Consider the following 9337-nt stretch of genomic DNA (forward strand, 5'->3'; position numbering starts at 1 on the left):
TTGATACTCTACACCCTCTATATTGAATTTTATGATTTCATGTCTAAGTCCTTTAATCATGTGTCACCATGAGGGAAAAAAAGAAGAAGATTTGACAACGTTTCTGAATAGCCGTTATTAATCACAATCAATAAAGCCTCCTTCTTCTTCATGGACTATAAACTAGTCTGTTTATGGCGGCTGCTTTGATTGCCTATTATGCTTACCTAACTTGAAATCACTGTTTGCTTTCGGCTATAATGTGACTAACCGCATAATATTTGCAAAAGCCTTGAAAAAGAGTAGTACGTATTTCCCTTCGATTCAGAGAGTTTGTGGCCGGTGAAAACAAACGCGAAAAAATACGGAATGGACTTTTGAGCCTCTGCCTGAACTTTTTATCATTTGTGATTGAATCAGTAGGAGCAGACGTTAACCTTGCGTTAAAAGGATTTCAAAATATCTATATATAGTTGTTTTGAAGCTGAGTGACTCATTTTGAGTAATTTAGGGTGGTACCGCGAACCATTCGTCCCTATAGTTTTTTTAGGGATGAATGGTTTTTTTTATATATTTTTAGGAGGAAGAAACACAATGAAAACAATCTTTTCAGGTATTCAGCCAAGTGGAACCATAACACTTGGGAACTATATTGGGGCTATGAAACAATTCGTAGAATTACAACACGAATACAATTGTTTCTTTTGTATTGTGGACCAGCACGCCATTACCGTACCTCAGGATCCACAAACACTTAGGAAAAATATCCGCAGTTTAGCTGCATTATATCTTGCTGTTGGAATTGATCCGGAAAAGGCAACTTTATTTATTCAATCTGAGGTTCCTGCTCATGCACAAGCTGGATGGATCATGCAATGTATTTCCTATATAGGAGAACTTGAGCGGATGACGCAATTTAAGGATAAATCATCAGGTAAAGAAGCCGTTTCTGCAAGCTTGTTAACTTATCCGCCTTTAATGGCAGCTGATATCCTCTTATATAACACAGATCTTGTTCCTGTTGGTGAGGACCAAAAACAGCATATGGAATTAACAAGAGACTTGGCTGAGAGATTTAACAAAAAATATAATGATATTCTTACTATTCCTGAAATCAGCTTACCTAAGGTCGGCGCCCGTATTATGTCACTTCAAGAACCAACTAAAAAGATGAGTAAGTCAGATCCAAATAAAAAGGCCTTTATAACTCCTTTAGATGAACCAAATCAGATTGTGAAGAAAATCAAGAGTGCTGTTACGGACTCTGAAGGAATAGTTAAGTTTGACGCGGTGAATAAACCTGGGGTTTCTAACTTGTTATCAATTTATTCTATCCTTGGTGGAAAAACCATTGTTGAACTTGAAGAAATGTATGCTGGAAGAGGCTACGGAGATTTCAAAGGTGATTTAGCTGAGGTAGTGGTTGATTTTCTAAAGCCTATCCAAGAAAAGTACTACAATTTGTTAGAGTCAAGTGAGCTAGATGATATTTTAGACCGCGGAGCTGAAAAGGCTAACCAGGTTGCCAGCAGAACATTAAAGAAGATGGAAAATGCAATGGGACTTGGAAGGAAGAAAAGATAAATTTTAAAAACTAAAAGCCTGACAGGCAAAAGGTATGCGGGACATACCTTTTGCAGTCAGGCTTTTTAATTTACCTTTGGACCATGCTCCATCTCCCAAAGTTTTTCGAAGAAGGGCTGCCCTTTTATTAGATTTTCACAGAATGTTTCATGGCGTTTTGACCAGCCATACTTTGTTTGTTCAAAAAGCTGTTCCCAAGCTTCTTCAAAATTCATTTCTTGAATGATCGAATATTGCTCCGGGCACCATTCAGTGTACCAATACCTTACTTCTGCTTGATTGTTTGAAGTTAAAAGTTGATCAAGTGCCATAAATAATAGTTGTTTTAACTGTCGTTCTTTTCTGGTTAACCCTCTCATCAAATCCGGTTCAGGTGATAGTATATGAAAGTCTTTCGTTTTAGGCTGGGCGTAAAAATGATATGGTTTTGCTTCATGCTGGCCTATCATTTCGTAAACAAGCTGTTCCTGTCGAGGTATTAATCTGCTTTTTCGAATAGGAATATTGTAACCGATTGTATCAACTGCTAATATTCCTGTCCCGTCCGTAACTACAAAGCAATAGTCCAGTTGAACCCTTTCATGGTTTTTTCTTAAATACGCTTTTTGATAAATATCATCGAGAAGCTGTTGAGGCAGCTCAGAAAGATCATTCTCAATATAATCAAATAGAAGCGTTTCAACCTTAACAAGCGGTACTTGATCTAACAGCTCTACTCCATCATCCTTCCGCCATTCATGAAAGTGGCAAACATTATATCCGTTTTCTTCACCTTCAAACCAATTTACCCAAACATCATGAAGATACAACATTGTACAACCCCTCACTTCAGAAACTATTTGTCAATCAGTATGGGCAGACCTCAGTTAAATTATTCCTATATATATATTTTGCTCCAATTCATTTTTTAATAATTGTTATAATCAAAAAAATCTACCACTTGCTATGGCAGATTTTTATCTCATCGATTTTGGATTGAAGGCGTCTTTTAATCCTTCACCAATAAAGTTAATCGATAGGATTGTAGTCGTAATAATGAGTGCGGGTGGAACCCATATCCAAAGTTTAAACTGGAGTACATCCGGCTCAGTTGCTGAATTCAGCATATTTCCCCAACTCGGTATTTCCTGAGGAACTCCAAAACCTAAAAAGCTTAAGCCAGTTTCCGCAACGATCATCGTGGCAAACGTAATGGTTGCTTGGACAATAATCGTTGATAAGATGTTGGGCAGCAAATGCCTTATAATGATTTCAGCAGGTGAACATCCAATTGAAATAGCAGCGGTAATGTATTCATTCTCTTTTTCTGCCAAGACTTTACTTCTGACTATCCTCGCAATTCCCCCCCAGCTTAAAATGCTGATCGTTCCTATTAAGACCCATAAACCATTCACCTTTCCAAAAAGAATCGCATTCAAAACAATGACAAATACAAGGAAAGGAAAATTTAAAATAAAGTCAGTAAATCGCATGAATATACTATCAACTGCTCCGCCAAAGTAACCTGATATAGATCCAATGATGGTGCCAATTAAAATAACAAAAAACGTACAGCTCAAACCTACCAATAAAGAAATCCTTCCCCCATATAACAGTCTCGTAAACACATCCCGGCCAGCTTTATCAGTTCCCAGCCAATGCTTACTAGAAGGTTCTAATGACATTTGACCTATATTAATCTTAGTAACATCCGCAGTGGTAATATAGGGGGCCAAGCAGGATACAATCGCTACCACAATTAAAAAAAACAGACTAACCATCGCTAGTTTATTCCTGATAAACTTTTTCCGGGCGATTGCCCAGGGAGATAAACTTCTTTCTGGGGGAACGATCATTAATTTAAGATCCCTTTGTGTAACCATTTCTAAGTTCTCCCCTCCTAATCTAACCTAATTCTCGGGTCTACCACACCATATAATATATCTGCAATAAGGTTCCCAATTAGTGTTAAGAACGAGAACATCATTGTCAATGTCATTAATACGGGATAATCCCTTGTTCCAACAGATTGTAAGAAGAGCTGTCCAAGCCCTGGATAAGTAAATATTGTCTCGGTAATAATTGCACCACTGATGATCGCGACTAAATCAAAACCTAAAAAAGTAATAAGCGGGATAATCGAGTTTCTTAAAATATGAACATTGTAAATTTTTCTTTCAGGCGTTCCTTTTGCGCGCGCAGTCCGGACAAAATCTTTACGGCTGTTTTCAATAATATCATTACGTAGAAACTGAGTATAACTGGCAGTACTTAATAGACCTAAAACGATGGCAGGAAGAAATACATGATGGAGCCTGCTAAGCCAATATTCAATTGTTCCTTCAGTCACACCGATATCGACTGAACCATTTGATGGAAACCAGTCTAATGTAAACGAAAAAAGGAAAATAGCAAAAACCCCAGCGATAAAGGAAGGGATAGAGAGTCCTAAATAATTTAATCCTCCTATAATATGATCCCCAAGTGTATAAGGCCTTCTGCCAGAAAAAAGCCCCATAAAAAAGGATAAGAGATAGGTTATAATGATCGAGGATAATCCAAGTAAGATTGTATTTGGGATTTTTTCCGAAATAACCTCTGCCACTGGTATTTTAAACCGAGTGGATTTACCAAAGTCTCCTTGAACGAAATTTGAAATCCAGCGGACATATTGCTGTGGCATTGGGTCATTATAGCCCAGCTTTTCACGCATATCTGCGATATATTGTGGATTCGTGTTTCTAGGATCTATTTCTCCAGTGAGAGAATCTCCTGGCATAAGTTTTGCCAAGGTAAAAACGACAATGGAGATAAGGAATAACATCGGAATCATGCCCAAAATTCTTCGAAAGGTATATTTAAGCATGTGCACTCTCCTTGTTTATAACTCCGTTGGATATGATTGGTATGGTAATCAACTGGGTTTGAAATGGGAAGAACAGAAAATTTCTTCTATCCTCCCCACTAAAGCTTACTCTATTTGGTATATAGACTTATTGCTTAATCCACCATTCATTAGGACGGTTCATACCGGAAACATCGAATTTAACATTCTGCACACGTTTGCTGACTGCCATTGTTTCATCAATCTCTGCGATTGGAAGTACAGGAAGCTCATTCATAAACAGTTTCTGCCATTGAACATAAAGGTCTTTCCGTTTATTGTTATCTGTACCAACTACACTAATATCAAGTGCTTGATCTAGAAGCTTATCACTTTCTTCATTTACCCAGCGAGGGTAGTTCCACATGGCCTTTGAACCCCAAAGAGGAGTTGGATCCGGATCTGATCCAGTCTGCCATCCGCCAAAGAATACCTCAATCGATTTATCCGCTTTATCTAGCATTTCATAATAAAGATTAACATCTGTCATTGTTAATTTAGTTTTCAATCCGACTTCTTCCCAATATTGCGTTAATGCTTTTGCACGTGATTCAAATGTTGGATTTTGTGTTGCGTAGTGGCTGAAGTTTACAACAAATTTCTTACCTTTTGGATCTTCACGGAAGCCATCGCCGTCCACATCCTTATAGCCTGCTTCATCTAATAATTTCTTTGCCTTTTCAGGGTTATATTTGTATTGCTCTAAATCCTTGTTATTTGCAGCAATCCAATGATTTGTTGGTACAGGCCGATTTACAGGTTTACCCACACCATAGAAGAAGGCTTTTACCCATTCATCACGATTAATCGCATAATACATAGCTTCTCGCAGTTTCTTTTCTTGATATTTAGGATAGTTCATGATATTTTTCTCGCCGTCCCAAGTACCCATACGGAAACCAACATAATAATAACTTACCCCTGGATAAGTGACAGCATTGACATTATCGAGTGCCTTCACTTGATCAATGATACTAGGATGGAAGGATGTCATATCAAGTGTGCCATTTTTAAGTTCTCCCACAGATAGAGATGGATCAATTACCTTAATTACCACTTTTTCAATATGAGGCTTACCGCCAAAGTAATCATCAAAGCGCTCCATTTCAACGGATTCCCCAGGTACCACTTTAGTAACTTTATAAGGTCCTAATCCAACGGGCTTGGTCCGAACTTGTGCAGAACCCATCATATCTTTAACTGCCATGCCTTTAAATTCAGTCCGGTTCATTGGATAAGTCCAAAGGTTATCTAGATTATTTACACGTGCTTTATCAAAAGTAATTTGGATATGGTAATCGTCAATCACCTTGATACCGGAAATTTCTTTTGCCTTTCCGTCATGGTAGTCTTGTGCTCCTACGATATTTCTTACATTATCAAAGCGCGGGCCATCATAATCTTTATCAGCAATTACTTTTAATGCAAATTCCCAATCTTTAACTGATAATTCATCTCCGTTATGCCACTTAACACCCTTTTTGATTTGAAAATCAAACACTTTATTATCAGAGGTTTTCCAAGAAGCAATATGCGGCTGTGCCTTTAAGTTTTCGTCATAATCGATTAAATTTTCGTCAAAGAAATCAATAACATATTGGTCAGTGGCATTCCCGTAGAATGCATAGTTAAATTTACCCTCTGGTGCAGAGTCCAAGGCGTAAACAAGTGTGCCCCCATCTTGTGGTTTGTCTGATGCCTCACCAATTTTAGTACCATTACCTTTCTGGTTTGTACTAGTTTTTTCATTGCTGCTGCAAGCTGCTAAAAAAGCTGATAAGACTAACATTAAGGCTGCAAGCAACACCATACTCTTTTTCTTCATTCATATCCCCCCTAAATCATCTTTAGCAATCGCTAGGCACGCTTTCGTCCCCATAAGAGGTGACTGTGCCAAAAATGAAGCCTCCTCTAATAAAGGTGGCAGGCTACTAGATGAGAAGCCTTCACCTCCTTTAATACCGGCTTATTTATTGAACAATCCTCCATTGCTGCAGGACAACGAGGATGGAATGGACAGCCTGATGGAGGATTGATGGGACTTGGGATATCCCCAGTTAAAATGATTCTATTTTTCTTCATTCTTGGGTCTGGGGATGGTATGGCTGAGATTAATGCCTGTGTATATGGATGAAGAGGTTTTGTGTATAGATTACTTTTATCAGCAAGTTCAACTATATTTCCTAAATACATGACACCAATTCGGTCGCTCATATGTTTCACAATACTTAAATCGTGCGCTATAAAGAGGAAGGTAAGTTCGAATTCTTGCTGCAAGTCTTTTAATAGGTTTAAAACTTGTGATTGAACTGAAACATCAAGGGCCGATACCGGTTCATCTGCAATAATTAATTTAGGTCTTAATGCAAGTGAACGGGCAATCGCAATTCTTTGCCGTTGGCCGCCAGAAAATTCATGTGCATATTTATAGTAGGCATCCGAAGGCAGACCAACTTTATCTAATAAATCCATGACTATCTGTTTTAATTCAGACTTACTTCTTTTATAAAAATTATAAATAGGTTCGGCAATTATATCACCGACCATTTGCATCGGATTCAACGAAGCATAGGGATCTTGGAATACCATCTGCATATCTTTACGAATTTCACGGAGATTCCTGCCAGATTGGCGGGTAATATTTTTACCCTCAAAAAAGATCTCTCCTTCTGTTGGCGTTAATAATCTTAATATCGTTCTGCCAGCTGTGGATTTTCCACACCCCGATTCACCAACTAGACCAAGTGTATCTCCTCTCTTAATTTCAAAAGAGATATTATCAACAGCCTTAACATTTCCGATGGTCCGTCTAAAGAATCCTCCTTTCACAGGGTAATAGGTTTTAAGATTATGAACTTCTAATAGATTTTCAGATTTGGAAGAGGCACTTTGTTTCTTGGGAGTTAGGGAAGCAGTAATCATTACATCACCCTTCTTCTGGATTTCTTGTTTCATAGAGTAAACAGGCAACTTCATGTCCCTGCTCAATACTCTTAAGTATGGGGGTTGTTGTCAGGCACTCGGGCATAGCCTTTGGACATCTTTGAACAAATCGGCACCCATTTTTTGGAATATTAGTTAGAGACGGAACAATCCCTTGGATTGTGCTTAATCGCTCACATGACTCGTCCATTTTTGGAATTGCCCCCAATAGTAGAGTTGTATAAGGATGTTTGGCGTGATGAAACAAACGATCTACATCTGTTCGTTCTACAATCTTCCCGGCATACATCACCATCACTTCATTACACATTTCAGCAACTACTCCTAAATCATGGGTAATAAGGATGACCGACATATCATTTACCGACTGTATTTCTTTTAATAGTTCAAGAATTTGGGCTTGTACTGTCACATCTAGAGCAGTGGTCGGCTCGTCTGCTATTAATAATTTTGGCTGACAGGCAATGGCCATTGCAATCATGACTCTTTGCCTCATTCCACCTGATAACTGGTGGGGATATCCATCAACCATTTTGTCTGGGCGAGAAATCCCTACGCTTTTCAAGAGGGCAATTGACTTTTGCCGAGCTTCCCGTTTTGTAATCTTCCAGTGATTAAATAAGACCTCCTGCAGTTGGTATCCAATCGTAAAAACTGGGTTCAAGGAAGTCATCGGTTCCTGGAAGATCATTGAAATATCTCTTCCGCGAATCTTATTAATTTGAGATTCTGTCATCGTTTCTAGGTTTATTCCATCAAAAATGATCTCACCAGCTTTTAATTTCCCGCTTCCTTTTGGAAGGAGCTGCATGATGGAAAGACTCATGACTGATTTGCCGCAGCCTGATTCTCCTACAACTCCAAGAATTTGACGTGGTTTTACTTTAAATGAGACCTGATCGACGGCATTATATTCTACCCCATCTATTTCAAAAGCTGTTTCTAAATTCTTTACTTCAAGCAATGGTGGCTCTGTTAAAAATGATTTCTTTCGGTTCATAATCCACCTTCTTATTTTTACTATTAAATAGAAAGTTCTGTATCTTTCAGATAATTTTCAGCCGGTGTGGTGAATGATAACTTAGTAGAATAAGGATTTTTTTTATAGTATTGTTCAATTAGATAAAATCCTGCTGCGTAGCCTAATAGTTTAGGAACTTTTCCACCTCCATATAGCAATTCATCGTGTCCTTTCTCCTTTTTCTTTAGAGTCAGTTGATTTATAAGATAAATATTCCAGAATTTTTTTAACTCTTTTACTGTATACATACTGCACCAGGCGGCTAAATATTCCCGTCCACACTTTTTTAATACAGTATATTCGGCTAGTCCTTCAATTATTAGAGAATCAAGTAATGTATACTCTTCTATATTCTTATCTAACAAACGCATCCTGCAAACATGATGATATTCATGAACAAAGAGCGCTTCTACGTCTTTCGGATTATCAAAATTCGATAGAAATAGGAACATTTTGTCTGGGAATGATACTCCAGCTTTTCCTTTTTCCTCCCTTCTAAAAAAACCTCCCGTTTGAACAATTGGAAAGAGGAAAATAGGGATATCCGGACCATTCCAACGACTTTTATATTGGTCAAAAATTTTTTCTATCCTATCCCATGACTGCTGTTTGAGCATCTTCACTTGATTATTTTTGGAAGATCGAGACGGCTGGTACATCCCAAAATGAATTAGTTCACGATATATTTCTCTTTCTGTTTGCCCTTTATAATACGGAAGAAGCCTTTCACAAATTTTTAATGGATTATCAAAATCTTCCTCAAGCCATCGATCAGTCCTAATGATACCCATTCCCTCACCCCATTTTACATATTTACGTCTTCTGGTCATTTTATGAAATAGGTTCAAAGACGTTCAACTATAATGGGAAACCACGACAAAAAAGGCCAAACATAGCGTTTGGCCTTTTCTTTTCTTATGGGATAAGTAAGTATAAAAGTTTTTGAC

At 38.0% G+C, this 9337-nt stretch carries 8 protein-coding genes and 1 other annotated feature; of the genes, 1 reads left to right on the forward strand and 7 read right to left on the reverse strand.

The window, feature by feature from the left end:
- Window positions 1-262 precede the first annotated feature (262 nt).
- Window positions 263-519, forward strand: a binding site (T-box leader).
- A gap of 54 nt (window positions 520-573) precedes the next feature.
- Window positions 574-1563 (forward strand): tryptophan--tRNA ligase, encoded by a 990-nt coding sequence (gene trpS, locus V7266_RS13905; RefSeq protein WP_335468488.1) that lies wholly within the window; start codon window positions 574-576, stop codon window positions 1561-1563.
- Between the two features lie 65 nt (window positions 1564-1628).
- On the opposite strand, the gene V7266_RS13910 is transcribed toward trpS, so the two are convergent.
- The 7 genes from V7266_RS13910 to V7266_RS13940 all read right to left on the reverse strand — a co-directional run bounded on the left by V7266_RS13910 (window position 1629) and on the right by V7266_RS13940 (window position 9181).
- Window positions 1629-2375: a YjbA family protein gene (locus V7266_RS13910; protein ID WP_335468489.1), complete on the reverse strand. Its 747-nt coding sequence runs from the start codon at window positions 2373-2375 to the stop codon at window positions 1629-1631.
- A 144-nt stretch (window positions 2376-2519) separates the two neighbouring features.
- Window positions 2520-3425, reverse strand: a complete 906-nt coding sequence (gene opp4C / locus V7266_RS13915; RefSeq protein WP_335468490.1) for an oligopeptide ABC transporter permease — start codon at window positions 3423-3425, stop codon at window positions 2520-2522.
- Window positions 3426-3442: 17 nt separating this feature from the next.
- Entirely contained in the window at window positions 3443-4408 is a 966-nt protein-coding gene (gene opp4B / locus V7266_RS13920; protein WP_335468491.1) for an oligopeptide ABC transporter permease, read from the reverse strand.
- Window positions 4409-4535: 127 nt separating this feature from the next.
- On the reverse strand, window positions 4536-6251 hold the full coding sequence (gene opp4A, locus V7266_RS13925) for an oligopeptide ABC transporter substrate-binding protein (RefSeq protein ID WP_335468492.1): 1716 nt from the start codon (window positions 6249-6251) through the stop codon (window positions 4536-4538).
- Between the two features lie 86 nt (window positions 6252-6337).
- Window positions 6338-7348 carry an ABC transporter ATP-binding protein gene (locus V7266_RS13930; RefSeq protein WP_335468493.1) on the reverse strand — a complete coding sequence of 337 codons (1011 nt, stop codon included), beginning with the start codon at window positions 7346-7348 and terminating at the stop codon, window positions 6338-6340.
- A gap of 4 nt (window positions 7349-7352) precedes the next feature.
- A complete protein-coding gene (locus tag V7266_RS13935; protein WP_335468494.1) occupies window positions 7353-8369 on the reverse strand; it encodes an ABC transporter ATP-binding protein in 1017 nt (338 codons plus the stop codon).
- A 23-nt stretch (window positions 8370-8392) separates the two neighbouring features.
- Window positions 8393-9181: a DUF2268 domain-containing protein gene (locus V7266_RS13940; protein WP_335468495.1), complete on the reverse strand. Its 789-nt coding sequence runs from the start codon at window positions 9179-9181 to the stop codon at window positions 8393-8395.
- Between the last annotated feature and the right edge of the window lie 156 nt (window positions 9182-9337).

The sequence above is a fragment of the Neobacillus drentensis genome (genome assembly GCF_036965645.1).
GTDB lineage: Bacteria > Bacillota > Bacilli > Bacillales > Cytobacillaceae > Neobacillus > Neobacillus drentensis_D.